Origin of the sequence: Paenibacillus glycanilyticus (genome assembly GCF_030161375.1) — a bacterium.
Taxonomy (GTDB): domain Bacteria; phylum Bacillota; class Bacilli; order Paenibacillales; family Paenibacillaceae; genus Pristimantibacillus; species Pristimantibacillus glycanilyticus_B.
The window spans coordinates 275,505-296,204 of the sequence record NZ_BSSQ01000018.1; the positions used below are offsets into that span (position 1 = coordinate 275,505).

The window sequence follows — 20,700 nt, forward strand, 5'->3', positions numbered from 1 at the left end:
GTTTGCGCTACTAAGCCGTTTGGTACCGTCCTGCCTGAAGCTGGAACAGATGCGCGTAACTTCCGTTCAGGCGCATAAGCTCGTCATGACTGCCGGATTCAATGATTTTGCCGTGCTCCATCATATAGATCCGGTCCGCAAGCCGCGTCGTGGATAACCGGTGGGAGATGAAAATAACCGTCTTGTCCCCCGCGGCCTCAAGCATCGCCCGGTTCAGATTATATTCGCTGATCGGGTCAAGCGCGCTTGAAGGCTCATCCAGAATGAGAACGGAGCACGGCCTTACAAAGGCTCTCGCAATCGCAATCTTCTGGGCTTCCCCGCCCGAGAAGATTTGTCCTTCGTCTGAGAATTCCCGGGTCAGCTCGGTCTGGAGACCTCTGTTCAGGCGGCTGAGCCGTTCGCCGAAATCCGCCTTGTGCAGCGCTTGAACAACTCTGGCATTCAGCTCCCGATCCCCTTCCGCTACCTGATCCATCCACACGTTCTCCGCGAGACTTGCGGCAAATAACTGAAAGTCCTGGAACGCAACGCCGAACTGAGCACGGTAGTCTTCCGCCCGGTAAGCCTTGATGTTCTTCGAGTCGTAGACGATTTCGCCTTCCGTTACATCATACAACCTAAGCAAGAGCTTGATGAGCGTCGATTTGCCCGCTCCATTATAACCAACAATGGCAATCTTCTCTTTAGGTCGAATGGTCATGTTAATATCAACGAGCGTAGGCTTGCCGCTGTTCTCGTAGGTGAAGCTAACGTTAGACAGCTTGATTTCCTTAGGCGATTCCGGCATGACGGCCGGGTGGGAGGAATCGGCCATCTGCGGCTCTTCCTCCAGAAATCCCCGCAGTTTGCGGATGTACAGATTGTTTTTCTGAAACGCCGTTACCGAATCGATCAGGTTATTAAGACTCCACCCCATGGTCCACACGCCGTTCGTGACCGCAGCGAAAGTCCCGTACGAAATCGTATGCAGAACTATAACCTGGTAAGCGGTATAAGCAAAGTACACACCATCCATTAGAAGCACGCGGAACACATAGTTATTGAGCACTTGAAGAACAATGATCCGCGGCGAATACTTGCGCACCACTTGCTGCATCGCGCCGTTGGCATCCCCGTAATCATCCATGAGAGGCGCCGCAATACGGCTGGTCCGCAGCTCTTTGGCATAGTCAGGCAAGTAGAACACCCGGCTGATATAGCTTTTCTTGCGCTCAAGCGGTTTCGACTCCAGCTCGCTTCGGAATCGAACCTTGTTGCTGTATACGGTAATGATAAACCTCGCAGCCATGCCTACCAGCACGACAACAACGCCAAGCGGGTTCAAGACAAGCAGAGCCGTCAGGATCCCGGATACGGTAATGATATTTTTAAGAAGCGCCGCGGCATGGTCGAGCACAGCAGCCGCCTTGCCTTCCGTTTGCGAAGCCGCCCAGACGAACTGATTGAAAAATTCCGGATTATGATAACGGGAATAGTCCATCTTGATGGCCTTAACGAACAACTCCTCCTGCATCGCTTTGTCCAGCTTCTGCAGTTGAATAGGGGCAAAGATCTCGTATACGTAACCCGCGGCAATTTGAATGAGAGAGCCGTATAATAGATAACCTCCCGCCGCAAGCAGGACGGGCGTGAAAGACTGGCTGATCGTTACCGCATCCACCACAAGCTTGATCAGCAGAATGCCCCACATGACGTCAAACAGGCCAAACAACGCCTGCATGAACAAATGCACAACGGCATAACGAGGAACAACCCGGAAGACATAGCCAAGCATAAACCAGTTATTGCGAATGATTTCGGCCCGCTTACCCAATGTTGAGCGCCTCCTCTTTGTAATACGCCGCTTGCTTATGGAACATATCCGCGTATTTTCCGCCTCGGGCCATCAATTCATCATGGCTCCCGGTTTCCGCAATCCGGCCATGCTCCAGCAAAACAATGCGATCCGCCAGCGCAGCCGACGACAACCGGTGCGAGATAAAGATGACGGTTCGCCCTTCCGAGGCTTGCAAGAGCAGTTCGAACATCTGGTATTCCGCGACAGGATCCAGCGCGCTGGACGGCTCATCCAGAATGGCAATGCGGCTGTCGCTCGCGAATAACCGGCCGATTGAAATTTTTTGAACCTCTCCGCCGGAGAGAACCAGTCCTTGGTCATCGAATTCGCGCGTCATGACGGACGCCGCCGATCCGCCAAGGCTTGAAATTTTCGAATAGACGCCAACGGTCTCCAGCACTTCTTCCGCTTGTTTGTATTCGCCCTCGGAGGCCCTCCGCATAAACACGTTGTCGGCAACAGGCATCGCCATCACTTTGCAGTCCTGGAACACCGTGCCGAATACCTCCCGGTAACCTTGCACTTCGTATTGCCCCGCAGCTACGCCATTCAGACGCACGACGCCTTCGGTCGGATCATACAAACGCATCATGAGCTTGATTAGGGTCGATTTGCCTGCTCCGTTATGACCGACCAGGGCGATCTTCTCGCCTGGTTCCACCTTGAGACTAATCCCGCTTAAGATCGGATTGGAAGCGCCGCTATACGTGAACCCCACTTGATCGAGTTCCAGCCGCGGCTCTTCGCCATCCGGTTTAATCCCCGCTTGTTTCTCCGAGATGACCGGCTCATAACGCAGGAACTCCCGCACGTTCTCAATATAGATGCCGTTCTCCTGCAATTTCGTAAAGAACCCCGACACTTCCGCAACTGAACGGGATAAATTATTAATCGCATTAAGCATGACAATGAATTGAAACGCTTTGATTCTGTGAAGCACCAGCACGCTGAGAGCCGCGTACATAATCGCCAGCGGGAAAGGGAGTATCCGGCCAAATACGTCGTCGAGCGCCCGGTATTTCGCCACCCTTCTGCCCAGAACAAGGAAGTTGCCGCGCATCTGGCCAACCGCCTGATCGTAACGGCCAAGCATAACCCGGAAAATATTCGACAGCCGCAGTTCCTTTGCGAAGCTCTCGAGGTAAGCGATCCGATTGACGTATTTGCTTACCCGCACGGGAGAGGTGTTGGCTTTGTTAAGGTCATAAAGCGCTTGGTTGCGGCGAACCGTTATCGTCAATTTGGTTACGGCCGGGAGAATCATAAAGATAAGCGCAATCGGGTCCAAGTAAATAACCGTGAAGATGAGCAGAACAAAGGACGTTAACGCTCCAAAAAAGTTCGTCATGTTGTCTAGAACGCCCGCCATCCGGGTATCCGCTTCGTTGCCGGCCCGCGTATATTTGTCATAAAACTCCGCATCTTCGTAGCAGGCCAGCTCCACCTCCGACGCTTTCTCGAACAACATCCGGTTCAGTTCCTGCGAAATCTTCAAATCGCAGACAGGCTTGTATCTCTTATCAAACCATTCATAGACAAGCGTTAGCAGGAAGGACAGTGACATCATAGCAGCTATAAAAATCAACACATGCGAATAGGGCGTTCCATGCTCGACAGCGCCAAAGACATAGCTAACAAATAAAATGGCGTACAAATAATCAATTCCGTAATTCAACATGCTAAGAATAAATTGCAGAACAACTCTGCGCGGAGCCGTCCGGTAAGCGATACCGAGAAAAAACATGTTGTTGCTCCAATAAGAACGCAATTGCCGGTAAGTATCCTTTTTACTCGCCATTCAGCCATTCATCCCCACCTTTCCGATGCTTCTTTAACTCCAAATTCCATCTTCATCCAATATATTATGACTAGGTTTAATATGTCAAAATAAAATATATTTGTTATATTATTAAAATACGCGAAAAAGGGCTGAGCCGGGTAACTTCTCGTTACCTGACTCAGCCCTGCTTATACTAACAATTAGTTCGAATCTCCGACCATCCGCAACAACCTCTCCTTCACCATAGGCCACTCGTTATCTAGAATGCTGTAGAAAACATTATCATGAACGGCGCCCCCATCGGTCGCGTCCAAACGCTGGCGGCGAAGCACGCCTTCCTTAACGGCCCCGATTTTGTCCAACGCTTTAAGCGACCTTGTGTTGCTGCCGCTCGCCGTGAATTGAACCCGGATCACGCCAAGTTCTTCAAAGGCATACTGCAAGAGAAGGAGTTTGCAAGCCGTATTTATTCCGCTTCCCCAGAAATCCGGAGCAATCCATGACCAGCCAATTTCGACGTTCTTATTGGCCACGTCCAAATCGCCCAGCCGTGTCGTTCCCGCGAGCCGTCCACTGCTTCTGTCGATGATAGCAAATGGAAGCTGCGTTCCCGCTTCACGGTTAGCCAGCGCTAAATCAAGCGCGGATGCAATAGCTTGTTCCGTATTGTTTTTTCGCCAAGTCAGTTCCCATACCTTCGGGTTGCTTAACAGGGAAGCCAGCTCCTTCACATGCTCGGCTTGCAGGGGGAGCATAATGGCTTTGCTGTTGTCCAGCACGAGATCCGTCCGGAATTTCATAGTCATGCCTCCTATTCCTGTTCGGAACGGTCTTCTGCTCCGTACAGCATGTTCATATGATCGATATGAGCCGTTCCCCAGTCGTTCATAACCTGAAGCACCGCTCCTAAGCTTTGGCCGTATTCCGATATGGAATACTCTACCTTCGGGGGAATTTGATGATAAACCTCGCGGTGCACGATATCGTTATATTCTAGCTCCCTTAATTGCTGGGTGAGCATCTTTTTGTTAATGCCCGGAATCGCTTTCTGCAGCTCGCTGAACCGCATGGCTCCGTTAGCGATGAGCTGAAGCAGAATAACGGGCTTCCACTTTCCGATCAGAATATCCAATGCGGATTCGAATTTACAATATTGCTTCATTGCGGCCTCCTGTGCCCTATGCGCGTTAAGGTTACTATTTATTAACCAGGTTTAGAAAAAGTGCCTACTTCCTTCGTCCGAATACCTGGGTCTATTATACCTTTAGAACATATTGAAAGAGTAGTCAGGAGGTTGCTACCGTTTATGAATATCGTCATTTGGATCGTTCAAGGGCTTGCAGCGTTAGGATTTGTTTACTCAGGCTGGATGAAAGCCTTTCAGCATGAAAAAGCCAAACATGCATGGGGCTGGGTCAAGGAAGTTCCGACAGCATTGGTTGTCTTCATCGGCCTGGCCGAATTACTGGGAGCACTCGGCATCATCCTGCCCGAAGCGCTGGGCATCGTGCCGGTCTTAACCCCGTTAGCCGCAGCCCTGCTTGGCGCCGTCGTCCTTCTTGGCGCATTGTTCCACCTATCCCGCAAAGAGTACCGGGAAATTGGAGTAAACATCGTCTTTATCGCCTTAGCTGCTTTTGTTGCGATTGGCCGTTTCTAATTAACGAGTTAACAATTATTAGATTTGCACCAGCATCAGAATAATGGAGGATAAGCCGAGGCAGGTACCCATTAAGCACAATACCATTAGCGCTTGTTTATGATTAAGTCCCGCCCGCAGCAACCGGTAATGGGCTTGGCTGGCGTCTGCCTGGTAGATGGCTTTTCCTTGCAGGAATCGCTTGAGCATCACGTACAAGTTGTCGAAGATCGGAACGCCAAGCGCGAGAATCGGAATGAACATGGATAGAACCGTCGCTTGCTTAAACGCCCCGTCTAACGAAATAACGGCAAGCATGAACCCGAGAAATGTGGCTCCCGCATCGCCCATGAATATTCGGGCCGGAGGTTTATTGAATCTTAAGTATGCTAACGTTATGCCTACTAGAATAATCGCCATGCTAGCCGAGTTCGATTGTCCCATTGCCAATGCCACGATAAACAACGTCATCGCCGAGATCGCGGACAACCCGCCAGCAAGTCCGTCCAGCCCGTCCGAGAAATTGATGACCGTGGTCACCCCGAAGATCCAGAGCGTTGTTAGAATAAACTGCAATAGAACAGGAAGCTCCACATATTGGCCGGACAGCGGATTCACAAACCCCGTGAACACAATGCCGGAGGCATACACCAGCATTGCCGCGGAGAGCTGAACGATCAGCTTCGGCAAAGCGGGGAAGTCCTTCCCTTTTGTTTTGTACCAATCATCAACCGTCCCGATCGCGAGCAGCAATAGTCCGCCTAGAAAGATCGCCCCGGTCTGCATGGAGAAATCCCGAACGACAACCAAATAGGCGACAAAAAAACCGATAAAAATCGCGTATCCGGCCGTAAGCGGAATCGGCTTCCGGTGGAGCTTGCGTTCGACGTCTTTTCTAGGCTTGTCCACAAAATCGATCTTGAACGCCAGACTGCTAAACGGAGGAATCAATAAGAGCACCGTTACAAAAGAAAGCACAAAAGCCAATACATATAAAATAGGGATCACCGCCATATGTAAAATTCCTTATGTCTAAATCATATAGATGAAGCGCGAAGGTTGTCGACTGATGATTCACTGATTGTCGACTGACGGCATCCTCGCTCAGTCACGCCTCCACTTAACCGTGGTACAATCTAGAGAGCATCCTAATAAAGGAGAATGACGACGGAATGACAGAAACGACGAATTGGAAAAATGGCGCTTATGGCTCCAAATTCATAGCTTCCTATAGCGGAGGAAAAGACAGCACGTTGGCCCTGTATCAATCCATGAAGGTTGGAGAAGCCGTTGGGCTCATTATTATGATGGAGGAAGAAGGACAACGTTCAAGATCGCATGGCATGCCGCCGGAAATTATCCGTGCCCAAGCGGAGGCGATTGGCTTGCCTATCTATTCCGCAGCGGCAAGTTGGGCCGATTATGAAGCCGAGTTTATAACTTTGCTGAAGCAAGCCAATGAGCAAGGCGCAGACGTGTTAGTTACCGGCGACCTGGATATGCCGATTGATAACTGCTGGCATGACAAGGTCACCCAAATCGCCGGTTTGAAGCTTGCGATGCCGCTTTGGGAAATGGATCATTACGAAGCGGTGACCGAATTTATTGATCTTGGATTCCAATCCATCGTCGTGACCGTCAACTTATCGCTTGGCATGCGCGAAGAAGATCTGGGACAACTATTAACGCATGACTACATCCAGCAATTAATAGCGCGCGGTATCGATCCTTGTGGAGAAGGCGGCGAATTCCATACGACCGTCGTTGACGGCCCCCTCTTCAAGCAACCGATTCCCGTTCTCAAAGGCGCTATTCTCAGAAACGGGAATTATGCGTTTTTGCCACTGGAGCTGCTGAGTCAGAGTCATTAACGGCGCAAAAAAGGCCAAAACCCTCGCCATGAGGTGTTTTGGCCTTCTGCATTAACAATTCTCTTAACCGCCTGCTACGCTCGACTTCGATTTGCCGGACTCTTTGCGTTGCGAGGGCAATAAACCAACGACTAGCACCACGGCGATTGAAACTACAAATATGGCAATAAACACGGCATGCATCCCATGAGCGACTTGCTCCGTCTCCAGACCCGCCGCCGCGTTATTGAATAACGTGCCGAATATCGCCACGCCAACGGTCTGCCCCAGCGCGTTCATGAGCGAGTTCGTCGAGGTAGCTACCCCGCGCATGCTCCAATCTACGGCGTTTTGAATTAATACGAGAATCGGGGTCGCCAACAAGCCCATGCCCAAACCAATAAGAACAAGAATGCCGACCAGGAACGAATAAGGAGAATTCGAATCTATAAGCATGAGCCACAAGCTGCCTGCGGCCACAACAAACGCGCCGGAGACGATAAAGAGACGCGGACCGTATTTGAACATGAGCCTGCCCGTCATTGTAGCCGCAAACGGCCACGCCAGGCACATTGGCATGAGCGTGAACCCGGAGTTTGTTGCGCTGTGGCCAAGCACAATCTGAATCCATTGCGGTGCGTAGACCATAACGCCGGCGGTTACCGCGAAGCCAAGGAAGCTAAGCAAATAGATGACGCGAATTTCTCTCGTCTTGAACAACGCCAGCGGCATCATAGGCTCCTTCACCCTTGTCTCGGCGAATAGAAACAGCGAGAGTGCAACCGCGGAGATGCAGAAGAGGCTAATAATCAGAGCAGAGTTCCAGGCATACTTCTCTCCGCCGTTAAGCAGCGCGTACAGGAGCGCCGATAGACCGATCGTAAATAGAATCGCGCCGGAGTAGTCGATGCTTTTTGATTTTTTCTCGAACTTCTCATGAAGAAATCCAACGACAAATATAAACGCGATGACAAACACAGGCACATTCATGTAGAAGATCCAGCGCCATGAGATGTAATCGACAAATGTCCCGCCAACAAGCGGACCAAGCAAACCCGCTATCGACCACACGGATGAAAAGATCCCTTGCACCTTCGCCCGCTGCTCCCCCGGATACAAATCGCCCACGATGGTGAACGTCACCGGGGTAAGCGCTCCAGCTCCAAGCCCTTGAATGGCGCGGAACCAGATCATTGCGGTCATGCTTGTTGCTGCTCCGCACAATATAGAACCAACGGCGAAGATGATCAACCCTGCCGTAAATACGGATTTACGGCCGTACAAGTCCGCCAGCTTGCCAAAGACAGGCGTTGCGACGCACATCATCAGCGTATAAATCGAGAATACCCAACTGATTAAGCTAAACCCGCTTAACTCTTTTGTAATATGCGGCATGGCCGTACTGACAACCGTTGCGTCTAACGCGCCGATAAACAATGCAGCCAGCAGGCCAATCGTGACAACCTTTCGATTCTTCGTTTGCTGTACCAACGCTAATGCGCCCCCTAGTTTAACTTTTACCGCTAAGATATCCTCAAATTGTATTCGATTTCCCGTAAATAATTCCTGCTGTAGAATGTCAGATCTTTGTAGGTGAGAGGCTTGGCACGGAGTTGCCGCCGTTTGTACGGAAAACGATTGAATATGTAGATGCCAACTTAGAGTAATTTCCGCAACAAAAACATCGCCTTGGCTTTCAAAGCCGCTGGCGATGTTTTTGTTCATGTACCCTATTGTGCTATTGCCCTGTCGTTCTTATGACAGCTTCTGCAAAGTCCAACCGTTCCTTCAGATCCCCATCGCTATTTAACGAAATGACCAACTCTCCGCCGTTAACGGGTTGAATCCAGAATAGGTATGAAGCATCCACGCCTTTGCTAAGGTAAATCGGTATGCCTCCAACGTCGTAAATTTGTTCAGCTGAGGGGTACCGATCATACACGGTCACCGATGTGAAATCACCATAGTTGCCGCTAAGCGTAAACGTCGAAGCCCCCTTCCGATAAGTCAAACTCAAGGTGGCATCTTCCATGAACGCCTTTTCGTCCGGTTTGAACTTATAATAAACATAAGGCGCGCCCGATTCCGCATCGGCTGTTTCTACCCATTTGTCGGGTTGAACGGCGTTAGGGTGACCGAGGTAAGGATGCAATACTGCTTCCGTCAGCTCGGCATCCAACACATGATCGCCAAGCTTTGTCAGTTCGCTCAATTGGCCGATTAGCCGGGAAGGAATCTCTTTCGCAGAAGAATAGGTGAAGCCTGCAAATACCGACATATCGTTTAACGGGTCTGGCTCCTTGTATTTCTTTACGGCATCGATATTATCTTGTCCAATGACAATAAGCGCAGCTTCGTCTTGCTGCAACTGCTCGTTGATGGCGTGCTCCACCCGTTCCCGAAGTTTCATTTGCGCTGCAGGAATCGCATCCGGCGATTTAACCTGCATCACCTCGCGTCCGGCATCGTCTTTCACCGTAAGAATATCCGTCGTCCAAGCGTAAGTAAATCCGCATAGCAGGGTCACGGTTAGCGCAATGAGAACAACTCCGATTGCCCTCCGCTTTTGTCCAAGAGCTTTGTAGCTTGGTTCTCTGGCAGCTTCAAGTTCAATGAGAGGCATGATCCGTTCGGAAAAATCCACGGGTGCGGGTACGTTGCGCTCGGCGTCTCGTTTGAATTGCTCCAGAGGTTCAAAGTCCGGGGAATAGTCCTTCATCGAGTATCTCCTTCCTTGTTTGATTTCGTAATTTCTTTCTAATCCGCTCGAATTTTTTCCGCAAAGCGACGGCATTTACACTGGTAAGCTCCGCAATCTCCGCAAAGCTGCGTTCTTCTAGCGTCCTCAGAATAATCAGTTGCCGGTCTTCCGGAGACAGCCCCGTCAATAAATGGTCTGCTGTTTCAGCCGTGCGAGGCGAGGGAGCCGATGGCCATTGCAGCTTGATTAATGACAACAATCGATGCTGCCCCTTGTGCCGCTTGAGCGAGTTCAGGCAATGCCGGTAAGCGATTTTGTAGAGCCAAGCGGAAAAGGAAACGGTGGGCCGGTATTTTCCGATCTCCCGGAACGCTTTCAGGAACACCTCCTGCACAATGTCCTCGGATTCCGCCCTGTCGCCTGTCATGTGATAGCAATAGAGATGAAGCTTTCTTTGAAAATGCAGGACAATCCCGCGATAATGCTCGACTTGTCCGGCTTGTACCGCCTTGACGAGATATTCGATTTGTTCCGCGCCGTGCGGCTCAATAGGTTCGTTTGCGTTAGCGTTCATATGAACTCCTTTCCCGTATTCGGGGCCCCGATGCCTATATAACAATCAAAAATTCAGAAATGTGACAGTTCAAAAAGTTATTTTACTACCGAATGCTTCCATATACATCATAATTTTGTATCCTTTAAAAAATAAGGACCGGATAAGCTCCAAAGCTTACCGGTCCTTTATTATTAATCTATTACCTCTGGGGCTGCATCGACCAAGCTTCAACATCCCATGTCTTGGTTACCCAATCCTCATAAAATTCAGGCTCGTGAGAGACCAGAACGACTGTACCCTTGTAGGCTTGCAGGGCACGCTTCAATTCGGCTTTGGCCACAATGTCCAAATGGTTTGTTGGCTCATCGAACAAAATCCAATTGCTCTCCCGCAGCATCAGCTTGCACAGGCGAACCTTCGCCTGCTCGCCGCCGCTAAGCTGATTAAGCGCGCGCGTAATATGCTCGTTCTTGAGACCGCAGCGGGCAAGCGCTGCACGAACCTCGTGCTGATTCATATACGAGAACTCATCCCAGACATCTTCGAGCGGCGTCATCGACGGAGCTTTCGCTTCCTGCTCGAAGTAGGCTGGAGATAAATAATCGCCAAGGTAGGTCTTACCCTCAAGCGGTGGAATAACGCCAAGAATCGTCTTCAGAAGCGTTGATTTGCCCACGCCGTTGCAGCCAACGATGGCAATCTTGTCGCCACGCTCAATGACCATATCCATTTTGGGCAGAAGCGGCTTATTGTAACCGATAGCCATTCCTACTGCCTCAAATACGGTCTTGCCGCTGGTTCTCGACTCCTTGAAGTTGAAGGTCGGCTTTGCCGCTTCCTCCGGCTTATCGATCCGGTCGATGCGGCCCAGCTGCTTCTCGCGGCTTTTCGCGCGTCCGGAGGTTGAGGCGCGTGCTTTGTTTTTCTGAATAAATTCCTCTTGCTTCTTAATATAATCCTGCTGCTTCTCGTAGGCGTCGATATGCTGCGCCTTGTTCAGCTCGGACATCTCCAGGAACTTCTCATAATTGGCCGAGTAACGAGTCATCCGCGTAAATTCCAGGTGATAGATCACATTAACGACCTGATTCATGAAGCTTGTTTCATGGGAAATTAGAATAAACGAATAAGGATAATTTTTCAAATAATTCGTCAGCCAGTTGATATGCTCTTCGTCCAAATAGTTCGTTGGCTCATCAAGCAATAGGACACCCGGCTTCTCAAGCAGCAGCTTGGCGAGCAGAACCTTCGTCCGCTGTCCGCCGCTAAGAGCCGTGACATCCCGGTCAAGCCCAATCGCATTCAGACCTAGACCATTCGCCATTTCGTCGACCTTCACGTCGATCAAATAGAAATCGCCGATTTCAAGCTCCTCTTGAATTTCGCCCATACGCTCCAGAAGTTTCTCCAAGGTATCGGGATCGGCATCGCCCATTTGGGCAGCAATATCGTTCAGCTCCTCTTCCAATACGAGCAAGGGCAAGAACGCATCCTTCAGCACGTCGCGAATCGTCTTCCCCGCTTCAAGCTTCGTATGCTGGTCCAAATAGCCATAACGGATACGCGGCGTCCATTCCACTCTGCCTTCGTCCTTCAACAGCTTGCCTGTCAAAATATTCATCAGCGTCGATTTGCCCGTGCCATTTGCTCCAACCAGTCCGACATGCTCCCCTTCAAGCAAGCGGAAGGATACATCCTTGAACAATACCCGATCGCCGAACGTATGCGATAACTGCTCAACAGTTAACAAACTCATTATTCTTTATCTCCATTCCTATACAAACCTAATTAGTACTCGCAAAACATCATTGTACCACAGATCTGTTTCATCCATGTTTATCATACGTAAAGCTTGCCGCTATGCAACAGACAAACTAAAAAAGGCCGGAACCCCGCGCGGAGTTCCGGCCTTCTTGACTATTTTAAAATACTAACGATAGCTTTGTCTTCTCATCCACTGGGTAGCCACCCATTTCTCCCCGGCTGCCACGGGATGACCCGCATGCAAAGTTAATTCGTTCAAGCGCGAATCGTTATAGAAATATTCAAAGTAAACCGCGCTGCCTTTTTTGGGCGTTACCGAGAACTGAAGGGAAGGGAAATAGGTTTCGCCGCCTTCTTCCACATCATTCAAATACATGACTAGCGTGCTTATCCGATTATTGGCCTGATTACCGTTCGTGAAATAGTCATAATGGGGATGATACTGTTCGCCTGGCTGGTAACGCAGCACCTGCAGCGGCTCCGCATGGGAGACCGGAATATTCATCAGTTCCGCAACCCGGCTTTCTACTTGCCCGACGCATTCATTTTCCTGTTCCTCGAAAAACATGCTGCTGCTCGTTCTGACCTCGCTAACATCGTGCGTACTGCCAATCTTTGCCCGTTGCATTCTCGCTGCGGCAAGGTCAATCAACAAGTCGCATTCCGCGGAGCTTAATACATTGTCCAAGATGAGAATAAGCGGCTCATCCAGTTTCCCGACGATACGGATCTCTTTATCTTTGGTTAGGATTTTGTTGCCTCTAGTGCTTAGGATCGTCTGCTCTTTAATCGTCATCGTCTCATCTCCAATGTTGAATACCGAGAACGTATTCGATTCGCATACTATCAGTCGTTTAAGTCATTCTCCATTTATAAAGAAATACCTTTGGCAACCATCCTTCAAACAGCACTCCATCCAAATCCTATACCTAGCTCCGTTTCACCAAATTATCCGCCGTGCGGAAAGCCAAGGCCATAATCGTCAATACAGGGTTAACTCCGCCATTGGTCACGTGAACGGATCCGTCGCTCACCCACAGATTATCATAGCCGTGAACGCGGCCCTCGGGATCCGTCACGGATGTCGCAGGATCATTCCCCATGCGCAGCGTGCCTGCCTGGTGTTGTCCCGCGCTTAGCCCGCCGCCCGGTTTGGTCTGCCACACTTCGCGCGCTCCTGCAGTCCAAAGCCATTTCTCCGCCTGATCGCCAAGCATAGCCGCAGACCGAAGAGACTCGGGATGAACGCTGCCGGACAAGGAAGCAACCGGACTGCCGAAATGGTCTTTCACCGTCTTTGACAACAGCACTCTGGACTCGGCGTTTGGAATTTCCTGAATCGGGCCTTGAATCTGACTGGTGCGCAAATACGTATCGCGCATCGTTTCCTTGCCCTTTATCCCCCATCTTGTCGCGTTAGGCGAAAGAGCCCGATACCAATGGATAAGAGGCAGCCGGGTAAATTCGTTAGCGAGCAGCCCGCCGCCGATAATGCCGCTATTGCTATGCTCCGCGCTGAAAGTCGCTATGCTGACTCCTGGGCCGAGTCCGTCTTGCACCACTTCGTCAAACAGCCCATAAGCGCCCGTATAGACATGGCCCTGCAGGTTTCTTCCGACTTGGCCATTGCGGTTGCCGATGCCATCCGGTTCCGATTCGCTTGCGGAGTTAAGAAGCAAGCGCGCGCTTTCGATTGCGCCGGCGGCAACAACCACATGCCCCGCGCGTATTTGACGGCGATGGGTAACGCCGTTTATTTGCTGCACGGGCCGCACCGCCGTTGCATGCTTGCCCCCTTCAGTATCTATGTACTCGACATAAGTATCGCAGATCAGATCGCAATTACCCGTAGCTAGCGCCTTGACCAGCATCGTGTTTTGCCCGCCGTTCTTGCTATTCGTTGGACAAGCAAAGCCAACGCATTCGCCGCATCTGCCGCAAGCCTGGCGGCCATCCCGTTCAACGGAGTTAATAAGAAGAGGCACCGCTCCCGCATGCCATCCCAGCTTCTCCGCAGCGCTTGCCAACCGCTTTGCTTCCAGCGTCAACGGTATCGCAGGCATCGGATATTCCGATTGACGAACGCCTCTTCCGGGATGCGCATGCCCGTCACCGGATACGCCAACTTCCCATTCCGCGCGTTGGTAATACGGCTCAAGATCTTCGTAAGCGATCGGCCAGTCGGCAAGCGAGCTGCCTTCCGGTACGCCGTAACGGCTTGCCATGCGGAAATCATCCTTATGAAACCGCCACGCCTGCGCCCCATAAACCCGCGTTCCGCCGCCAACCGTCATCGCGTTATTGTGGTATTCGCCATCTATAGGCGAAGTTATCCGCTCACCACCGCCGGCGATCGCAATCGTACGAGGATTTCCTACCAGGTCCGGCCCCGTGTTATGCCCGTATTTGCTAATCCGGTGATTCCGCAGATGATCCCTTCCAATCTGGTCGTATTTCAGCCAACTTCCGCGCTCAACGACAAGCACCTGCATACCGGCTTCTGCCAATACGGCAGCCGCAACCGACCCGCCTGCTCCGGCTCCGATCACAACCGCATCATACCGGTCCCGCAGCTGCTCAATGGATCTCTGCGGCAAGTCCACTTCCGGAGCCGGGACAGCCGTCCCCGTCACGGTACCTTGGCGAAATCCTATCATTTTCCAAGATTGTCCTTCTCTATTCCCTTCAGCTTCCGGACTGCCATAATAACCATCCGCTACTAGATTCAATAACGTATTGAAGAATAACTTTGACGAAACCGGCCAGTCCCGCATAGCATCAGATTCCGCCTCTTGTAACAGTTCATCTTGCTCTTGACTCGGCAAATCCGCAAATGGCTTCCCATAACGCGTCATGGCTTCTTTCTGCAAGAAACGGAGCCCGGGTTCAATGACCATCGCCCAGTCGCCAGCATCTTGCGCCGCATAACGCTCCAAGTAGGTTACCGCTCCCGCTTCGCTCGCCGACTGCCAATCATCGCCCGGAATCATTCGATCCGCAACCGCTTTCAAAAGAGAATCTACATGAACTTGACTCATTCCCATGATCCCTCCCAGTTCCTAGCTACCTCTTCATCATAATCCTTTCTCCTCGTATTTCAATGCTTAAATACTTTCTTCGTTCATATATTACTACTGCTTGAAGAAATGAAGCCTAACTAGAGGAGGAATAGCTCATGTCTTCTGCCAGTCTGTATCGATTGTCCGGAATGATCCTGCTAATAGGGGTTATCGTCAGAATCGTATCCGCCATCATCCCCTTTCTGGTCAGCGTGAACATTCAGACCGAATCAGAAGACCTGCAGGATCCGCTTGTCGCCGCTTATTATAGTCTGACCTTTGTATCCTTCTCGCTTATCATAATCGGTCTACCTGCTATGTACTTGAGACAATCCGCCAATTCGGGAAAATTGGGCTTAACGGGTTTACTCATCTATATAGCCGGCACATTGCTGGATATTGCGTGCATCGCGACTTTCACGACGGTCATGCCCCTGCTCTCCGAGAAATCGCCGGAGCTCGTTGACGCGGTGCTGGATTCCAATTTTGCCATCTTTCCTCTTGGCGCCTTCCTTCTCTGCTTCTTGGGCGCAATTCTGCTCGGCATTGCCGTCATTAAGGCGAAAGTGTTCCCCGCCTATGTAGGAGCGCTATTCATCGCATCGCCAATTCTATATGTGCTTAGTTCCATTATTGGCAATGATATAGGTGGAGCGATCTTCAACTCATTAACCGCCATAGCCTTAGGAATCGCACTCGGTAAAGTCGGTCTCAGTCTGGCATCTACTCGCCGCGACGTCTCGCCTTAGGCCCCACTCGATACAAAAAAACAGAGCACCGGCTAACTTAGCCGTGCTCTGTTCTTGTTGCCATCAATCAACGACGTTAAACCATCCCGGAACATTGGTGATCATTCCCCACATGACATCCGGTATCTTCAATTCTTGTTGCGATGAACGTGAGAGTGCCGTCGTAATTTCCGATTCTCGTCCGTCCCTAACCTTTTCGATCCAATCCGGATTGAGCAGCATCGCATGGCCAAGGCCCACCAATGAAACGCCCGTATCGAGGGCTTGAGTGACATCCTCCGGAGACCACAAACCGCCGACGCCGATTACGGGGACGCGGTCTCCCGCTTGCTCCCGAATCATGACAACTCTAGATTTCCCGCTCTCTTCTCTTCTTGGACCCGCCCAGAAGCGATCCACGGATACATGTATAAAGTCCAAGCCTTGATCTGCCAGCACATCCACGAACCGGAGCGTGTCCGCCATCGTAATTCCCGGATTTTCGTTCTCTTCGGGGGAAATGCGGTAACCAACCGCAAACGGCGATGTCGCATGCTGAGCCACGGTTGCCTTCACTCTCCTGATCAGTTCGAGCGGGAATTTCATCCGTTTCTCCAAGGTCCCGCCCCACTCATCTTCCCTTCGGTTCGAATGCGGGGAGAAAAATTGCTGGAGCAAAAACCCGTTGGCGCCATGCAGCTCGACTCCGTCAAAACCCGCTTCAATCGCCCTGCGGGTAGCCTGCGCGAAATCATCCAAGACCGCTTCGATCTCCGCTTCTGTCATAGCTTTAGGAATAGCCGCTCCCTCACGCTCTGCCGCGACCGCGCTGGCGCTAAGCGCTTGACCGCCCGGCAACAAGGCGGGGTCGCTTATCCGGCCGCCATGAAAAAGCTGAACGATCGCTTTTGTTCCGTTTGCTTGGATGACGGACGCCATCTGCTTCAATCCCGGCAGCAAGTTATCATTGTCGATCCCAAATCCATTCTCCCTTAACTTGCCGGATTGGGATACAAGCGCGCTGGACGTAAACAGGATCCCAATCCCCCGTGAACGGAGCTCGTAATAAGCCAATTCATCGTCTGTCACTTCTCCGTTAGTTTGGGATGCCATAAGGGTCATCGGAGCCATTGTCACCCGATTGTTAGAGGTCACGCCGGAAGGAAACCGAAAAGGCGTAAATATTGCTTCGTAAGATTTGTTCATCTTAAATCTCTCCTAAACATTTATATTTATTAAGGACCGAACGGTCCATAATAATCAAAAAAATAATTACGGACTACTCAGTCCATAATGATAAAAAAGAAAAACGAACCTCTCAACCGTGTTCGTTCAGCTTTTCAAGGATGACGAATATCGAATCCTCAATAACGTCACGTTTCGCTTTTGCTCGAATCATTACGTTGATTCCTTGCAAAGATACCGTCAGAAATCGGGCAAGCTTACGGGATTCAATGCCGGTCCGGAGCGATCCGTTTTGCTTCCCCCGTTCAATGGCCTGTAGAAAAACCTGCTCAATCTCGTCAAAGTCGCTTTCTACCATTTCCTGCAGCTTGGGATCATGGGGAGCCAATTCAATCGCTTCATTCGCAGTCATGCAGCCCATTTGATTTCCTTTGCCATCCAGTACCGTCTGAAAAGCGGTGGAGATCGCCAAGTAAACGTTTGACTGGCTTAAGCATGCGGTAAAACCGACCATACGATCCTTTTTGTACAACTCGAATGCCCGGAGAAACAACTCATGCTTGCTCCCGAATGTTTCGTACAGACTGCTCTTGCTAAGACCCGTCGCTTGGAGCAGATCCGTGAGCGAGGTTGATTCAAAGCCCTTGGACCAAAAAAGCGTCATCGCCTTTCGCAAGACGTCTTCCTCATCGAAATTACGCGGTCTAGCCACTTTGCCTCACCTCCTGAGTAGCAGTATACTCCATTATGGACTGATAAGTCCACAATAATCTTAAATCCTATTTTTCATCAGCATTCCTATTCACCGTTTGCTCGCAAACCTGGAGGCTACGAACACAATAACTATGAGCGCTAGACTAATCCCCAGCCCGATTCTTTCGTTCTGATGCAGCAGCGCGCCGGATAAGGCAAACAGGATCAGGACAATGCCCGTATATGGATTGGTCAGCAAGCGTCTTTTGACCGTTAATGCCGTTAAACGCGGACGAAGCTTAAGATAAGAAGCCAAGATGAGAATCCAGTTAAGGATCAGCATGACACCCGCGGATGTCGTTATGTACTCGTATATGGTGTCAGGCAGCACATAAGCGCAACCCATGCATATAGCAAGCGCGATAGCCGTCATGAGCAGCGACCTTGTTGGGACGCCTCTGCGGTTCAATACCTGAACAACCCGCGGAGCATCGCCGTCATTAGCCAGCGAGACCATGATGCGACTAATCGAGAACAAGGAACCCACCATGGTCGAGAATGCCGCGCTTATAATGACGAGATTGAATATTGAATCCAAATACGGGATGTTAAAACCCGACAAGGCGGTTACGAAAGGGCTGGCGGATTCGTCAATTGCCGTCCAGTTCGCCATGCGCAGCACCATCCATAAGGACAACACATAAATAAACCCAAGCGAAATGATAAGCACAACGCCCGCTTTCGCAACATCCTCTTTGCGCCTTAACTCGGACGAAGTCACCCCTACCACCTCGATTCCGCCAAAGGAGAAAAAGACGAAGATCATAGCCGACCACAATCCGGTAGCGCCATTCGGGAACCAAGGGCGGATGTTGCCAGGAGGCCTTATTCCGCTAGGAAGGTGGATAGCATTCAGAACAAACAAAGCCCCAAACAAAATAAACCCGACAAGAATGGCAATCTTTACGACCGCAAATCCGGACTCGATTTGGCTGAAGTTGCGGACTCCCATGAAGATAATCGCAAATCCAAGCACGGCATAAGCTAGCGAGAACCATACATGCGGAACATTCGGGAACCAATAGGCCGTAAACGTAGATAAAGCGATGATTTCGCTGGACATGATCAGCAGCCCCGCCAGCCAGTAAATCCAACCCGACAGAAATCCGGCGGAATGGCCAAACGCCATTCTTGCATAAGCCCTGAACGAACCTGGCCGAGGGTCATGGATCGTCATTTCCGCAAGCGACGTGAATACGATGTATGTCGCGAGCGCGGCGATTATATAACCGATCAGAACGGAAGGACCGGCAGTACGGATGGACAGACTAGTCCCCAGAAAAAAGCCGGCGCCAATAATGGAGCCCACGCCAATTAAAGACAATTGCCACCATGCCAACCCTTTTTCCCGCATTTGCTCAACTCCGATTCGTATGCCTTGTCCTATCCAATATCCTTATCATTCTAAAAACATTGCCAAAATATAGCTAGAAATTAAAAATACAGAGCAACGGCTTAACTCGCCGTGCTCTGCATTCTTCTTCACCCTTTGCTCTTCGCGAAGCCGGAGAGCGCATTGGCATATAGCAATGGCTTAGCCACTTGCTTCAGATACAGGTCTCTTTGTTTGGCGTACAACGCCAGATGATGATCGGGCAAAATGTTCACTTCCAGCACATATATATGGCCGTTTTTATCCACCATCACGTCGACGCCAATATCCGCGTAATTCCCGCCCTTGGCATCAAATATTCGGCAGGCTCTCGTGCAGATCTCGATCATTCGTTGTTGTAACGCAAGCGCCTTGTTTCGGCTATAGCCATAACTGCCTTGCAGCGCGTTTAAACCTTTAGACGCAAAGCCGGCAGAAGTGAAGTTGGTAACGATGCCGTTTTTCTTGCCGAACCTGGCAATGACCCCGGTGCAGGACCACTGAAGATGTTCATTTTTTTGCATAATTACCCTGAAGTCAATACCTCTGCTGCCTTGCCGCTTCATTTCGATCCCTTGCTGGACAATATACTGATGTTCCCGCAGGAGATTCGCTATATAGCCAGCTACCTCATTGGCCCCTACAGATACCGTTCGGTATGGACTGGATTTTTTATTGTTTTCGGGATAAATGAACTGATAGCCCCCACCTGAACGAACCGCTTTAATAATTCCTCTAGCCATCGATTCCATCGTAGGTTTCAGATAAACGGCGTTATATCGGGATAACATATCATCCAGCTCTTTGCGGCTCTGCAGCTTTTGCGTATGGGGCAGATGTTTGCGAATCGCCGCGTTTGGGGAAAGCCATCTCCATAATTTCCACTTATTGAAATGGTCGCCAAGGAAATAACCGTTAAACAGACGATTGCCCAGCACGCGTTTGAGCGCTTTATAAGTAGGCGGGTTCAGCGCTGCTCTGCGGTACAAGGCGGATGGCAACGGAAATGTACCGTAAGCCCAACCGGGTTTCGCGCCTGTTGGAGAATAATAGTATCCGCTAATCTTTCCGGCTCGCGTAGAAATACCGTCTGCCCCGCAGACATAAATTAAGCCCTGTATAGAAGGATAAGGACGTAAATAATCGTTATAGTTTCTTACTTTGTCCAAGGTAATTGCAGCCCCTGGTTTAATAGCGACGATGCCCAGCACGGGACCAATATGGACGTCCCCTCCCTTGACCATCACTTTATATTTCACGGGAGGAAGGGTGTACCCTTCAAGAGATTGCGCCGAAATACCGATCGTATCGCTTGGCAAGCTTGAAGATACTCTCACCTTCAGCTGTTTGCTCCATGCTCCGAAATGCACCTTCACGGTTGATGGCGAAGCAGCGAATTTCCGCAAAAAAGCTCGGTTTACGTGCAAACTGTTTGTCTCTACCTGATTCAGCTTTTTGACATACATCGCCATG

18 protein-coding genes are annotated in these 20,700 nt (G+C 50.5%); 3 read left to right on the top strand and 15 right to left on the bottom strand.

The features are described from left to right. Positions 1-10: 10 nt before the first annotated feature. The 4 genes from QQK89_RS23770 to QQK89_RS23785 all read right to left on the bottom strand — a co-directional run bounded on the left by QQK89_RS23770 (position 11) and on the right by QQK89_RS23785 (position 4,782). Positions 11-1,816, bottom strand: coding sequence for an ABC transporter ATP-binding protein (locus QQK89_RS23770; protein WP_284241173.1), 1,806 nt, complete (start codon positions 1,814-1,816; stop codon positions 11-13). Further along, the gene (locus QQK89_RS23775) at positions 1,809-3,638 is read right to left on the bottom strand and encodes an ABC transporter ATP-binding protein (RefSeq protein ID WP_284241174.1); all 1,830 of its coding nucleotides are present in this window, start codon (positions 3,636-3,638) and stop codon (positions 1,809-1,811) included. The genes QQK89_RS23770 and QQK89_RS23775 overlap by 8 nt, the downstream gene beginning before the upstream one ends. A 182-nt stretch (positions 3,639-3,820) precedes the next feature. Continuing rightward, positions 3,821-4,420 carry a GNAT family N-acetyltransferase gene (locus QQK89_RS23780; RefSeq protein ID WP_284241175.1) on the bottom strand — a complete coding sequence of 200 codons (600 nt, stop codon included), beginning with the start codon at positions 4,418-4,420 and terminating at the stop codon, positions 3,821-3,823. Between the two features lie 11 nt (positions 4,421-4,431). Continuing rightward, positions 4,432-4,782, bottom strand: coding sequence for a winged helix-turn-helix transcriptional regulator (locus QQK89_RS23785; RefSeq protein ID WP_284241176.1), 351 nt, complete (start codon positions 4,780-4,782; stop codon positions 4,432-4,434). 144 nt (positions 4,783-4,926) lie between these two features. On the opposite strand from QQK89_RS23785, the gene QQK89_RS23790 reads away from it, so the two are divergent. Beyond that, positions 4,927-5,280: a DoxX family protein gene (locus QQK89_RS23790; RefSeq protein WP_284241177.1), complete on the top strand. Its 354-nt coding sequence runs from the start codon at positions 4,927-4,929 to the stop codon at positions 5,278-5,280. Positions 5,281-5,298: 18 nt separating this feature from the next. Here the strand turns inward: QQK89_RS23790 and QQK89_RS23795 are convergent, their stop codons facing one another. Further along, a complete protein-coding gene (locus QQK89_RS23795; protein WP_284241178.1) occupies positions 5,299-6,273 on the bottom strand; it encodes an MraY family glycosyltransferase in 975 nt (324 codons plus the stop codon). 158 nt (positions 6,274-6,431) lie between these two features. Between QQK89_RS23795 and QQK89_RS23800 the strand changes: the two genes are divergently transcribed. Then, positions 6,432-7,130: a diphthine--ammonia ligase gene (locus tag QQK89_RS23800; RefSeq protein WP_284241179.1), complete on the top strand. Its 699-nt coding sequence runs from the start codon at positions 6,432-6,434 to the stop codon at positions 7,128-7,130. Positions 7,131-7,193: 63 nt separating this feature from the next. On the opposite strand, the gene QQK89_RS23805 is transcribed toward QQK89_RS23800, so the two are convergent. From QQK89_RS23805 to QQK89_RS23830, 6 genes are all read right to left on the bottom strand, one after another. Further along, the gene (locus QQK89_RS23805) at positions 7,194-8,600 is read right to left on the bottom strand and encodes an MDR family MFS transporter (protein ID WP_284241180.1); all 1,407 of its coding nucleotides are present in this window, start codon (positions 8,598-8,600) and stop codon (positions 7,194-7,196) included. Between the two features lie 247 nt (positions 8,601-8,847). After that, a complete protein-coding gene (locus QQK89_RS23810; RefSeq protein ID WP_284241181.1) occupies positions 8,848-9,828 on the bottom strand; it encodes a hypothetical protein in 981 nt (326 codons plus the stop codon). Further along, entirely contained in the window at positions 9,803-10,384 is a 582-nt protein-coding gene (locus tag QQK89_RS23815; protein ID WP_284241182.1) for an RNA polymerase sigma factor, read from the bottom strand. The genes QQK89_RS23810 and QQK89_RS23815 overlap by 26 nt, the downstream gene beginning before the upstream one ends. A gap of 181 nt (positions 10,385-10,565) precedes the next feature. After that, positions 10,566-12,122, bottom strand: coding sequence for an ABC-F family ATP-binding cassette domain-containing protein (locus tag QQK89_RS23820; RefSeq protein WP_284241183.1), 1,557 nt, complete (start codon positions 12,120-12,122; stop codon positions 10,566-10,568). Between the two features lie 174 nt (positions 12,123-12,296). Then, entirely contained in the window at positions 12,297-12,926 is a 630-nt protein-coding gene (locus tag QQK89_RS23825; RefSeq protein WP_284241184.1) for a 2OG-Fe(II) oxygenase, read from the bottom strand. A gap of 133 nt (positions 12,927-13,059) precedes the next feature. Beyond that, on the bottom strand, positions 13,060-15,168 hold the full coding sequence (locus QQK89_RS23830) for a GMC family oxidoreductase (RefSeq protein WP_284241185.1): 2,109 nt from the start codon (positions 15,166-15,168) through the stop codon (positions 13,060-13,062). Between the two features lie 137 nt (positions 15,169-15,305). Here QQK89_RS23830 and QQK89_RS23835 point away from each other — a divergent pair, with 137 nt between their 5' ends. Beyond that, positions 15,306-15,938, top strand: coding sequence for a hypothetical protein (locus QQK89_RS23835; protein WP_284241187.1), 633 nt, complete (start codon positions 15,306-15,308; stop codon positions 15,936-15,938). 63 nt (positions 15,939-16,001) lie between these two features. Here the strand turns inward: QQK89_RS23835 and QQK89_RS23840 are convergent, their stop codons facing one another. The 4 genes from QQK89_RS23840 to QQK89_RS23855 all read right to left on the bottom strand — a co-directional run bounded on the left by QQK89_RS23840 (position 16,002) and on the right by QQK89_RS23855 (position 20,699). Beyond that, positions 16,002-17,123, bottom strand: a complete 1,122-nt coding sequence (locus QQK89_RS23840) for an NADH-dependent flavin oxidoreductase (RefSeq protein WP_284241188.1) — start codon at positions 17,121-17,123, stop codon at positions 16,002-16,004. Positions 17,124-17,235: 112 nt separating this feature from the next. Beyond that, a complete protein-coding gene (locus tag QQK89_RS23845) occupies positions 17,236-17,814 on the bottom strand; it encodes a TetR/AcrR family transcriptional regulator (RefSeq protein ID WP_284241189.1) in 579 nt (192 codons plus the stop codon). Between the two features lie 90 nt (positions 17,815-17,904). Then, the gene (locus QQK89_RS23850) at positions 17,905-19,209 is read right to left on the bottom strand and encodes an amino acid permease (RefSeq protein ID WP_284241190.1); all 1,305 of its coding nucleotides are present in this window, start codon (positions 19,207-19,209) and stop codon (positions 17,905-17,907) included. A 128-nt stretch (positions 19,210-19,337) separates the two neighbouring features. Next, entirely contained in the window at positions 19,338-20,699 is a 1,362-nt protein-coding gene (locus QQK89_RS23855; RefSeq protein ID WP_284241191.1) for a YheC/YheD family protein, read from the bottom strand. Between the last annotated feature and the right edge of the window lies 1 nt (position 20,700).

What these genes read in the sequence shown, in the direction of transcription:
- QQK89_RS23775 (WP_284241174.1), bottom strand. Translation starts at nt 3,638, where the DNA reads ATGGCGAGTAAAAAGGATACTTACCGGCAATTGCGTTCTTATTGGAGC.
- QQK89_RS23780 (WP_284241175.1), bottom strand. Translation starts at nt 4,420, where the DNA reads ATGAAATTCCGGACGGATCTCGTGCTGGACAACAGCAAAGCCATTATG.
- QQK89_RS23785 (WP_284241176.1), bottom strand. Translation starts at nt 4,782, where the DNA reads ATGAAGCAATATTGTAAATTCGAATCCGCATTGGATATTCTGATCGGA.
- QQK89_RS23790 (WP_284241177.1), top strand. Translation starts at nt 4,927, where the DNA reads ATGAATATCGTCATTTGGATCGTTCAAGGGCTTGCAGCGTTAGGATTT.
- QQK89_RS23795 (WP_284241178.1), bottom strand. Translation starts at nt 6,273, where the DNA reads ATGGCGGTGATCCCTATTTTATATGTATTGGCTTTTGTGCTTTCTTTT.
- QQK89_RS23800 (WP_284241179.1), top strand. Translation starts at nt 6,432, where the DNA reads ATGACAGAAACGACGAATTGGAAAAATGGCGCTTATGGCTCCAAATTC.
- QQK89_RS23810 (WP_284241181.1), bottom strand. Translation starts at nt 9,828, where the DNA reads ATGAAGGACTATTCCCCGGACTTTGAACCTCTGGAGCAATTCAAACGA.
- QQK89_RS23815 (WP_284241182.1), bottom strand. Translation starts at nt 10,384, where the DNA reads ATGAACGCTAACGCAAACGAACCTATTGAGCCGCACGGCGCGGAACAA.
- QQK89_RS23820 (WP_284241183.1), bottom strand. Translation starts at nt 12,122, where the DNA reads ATGAGTTTGTTAACTGTTGAGCAGTTATCGCATACGTTCGGCGATCGG.
- QQK89_RS23825 (WP_284241184.1), bottom strand. Translation starts at nt 12,926, where the DNA reads ATGACGATTAAAGAGCAGACGATCCTAAGCACTAGAGGCAACAAAATC.
- QQK89_RS23830 (WP_284241185.1), bottom strand. Translation starts at nt 15,168, where the DNA reads ATGAGTCAAGTTCATGTAGATTCTCTTTTGAAAGCGGTTGCGGATCGA.
- QQK89_RS23835 (WP_284241187.1), top strand. Translation starts at nt 15,306, where the DNA reads ATGTCTTCTGCCAGTCTGTATCGATTGTCCGGAATGATCCTGCTAATA.
- QQK89_RS23840 (WP_284241188.1), bottom strand. Translation starts at nt 17,123, where the DNA reads ATGAACAAATCTTACGAAGCAATATTTACGCCTTTTCGGTTTCCTTCC.
- QQK89_RS23850 (WP_284241190.1), bottom strand. Translation starts at nt 19,209, where the DNA reads ATGCGGGAAAAAGGGTTGGCATGGTGGCAATTGTCTTTAATTGGCGTG.
- QQK89_RS23855 (WP_284241191.1), bottom strand. Translation starts at nt 20,699, where the DNA reads ATGGCGATGTATGTCAAAAAGCTGAATCAGGTAGAGACAAACAGTTTG.